Source organism: Gemmiger formicilis (assembly GCF_016901605.1).
GTDB classification, from domain to species: Bacteria; Bacillota; Clostridia; order Oscillospirales; family Ruminococcaceae; genus Gemmiger; species Gemmiger formicilis_B.
The window spans coordinates 1-220 of sequence record NZ_JACJKP010000866.1 but is presented as its reverse complement, the minus strand read 5'-3'; the positions used below and the strand labels follow the sequence as shown (position 1 = coordinate 220).

1 protein-coding gene is annotated in these 220 nt (G+C 58.6%); it reads left to right on the top strand.

Annotated elements, in window-relative coordinates; genetic code table 11:
- Window positions 1-118: 118 nt before the first annotated feature.
- Window positions 119-220: cob(I)yrinic acid a,c-diamide adenosyltransferase (locus H6B10_RS17070; RefSeq protein WP_204652525.1), on the top strand; the 102-nt coding region annotated here is incomplete at its 3' end.

Here is a 220-nt window from a genome sequence, read left to right as displayed (position 1 = left end):
GGACTGTTCCAATGCCTGGCGCAGCGCGACGGTAGAGTTGCGGCGAGCCTCCGCCTTTTCCGCTTCGTTCATCAGCCAGGTGAATTTAGCGTTGGGGCAGGCATAGACAACCGCCGCCATGGGCCTGGCGCTGCGCGCTTTAGGGCATAGGCGTAAGGTAGTTATTGTACAGTTTTTGAAGGACGGTACCAGCGGTGAAATAGAACCGCTGCGTCGCCTG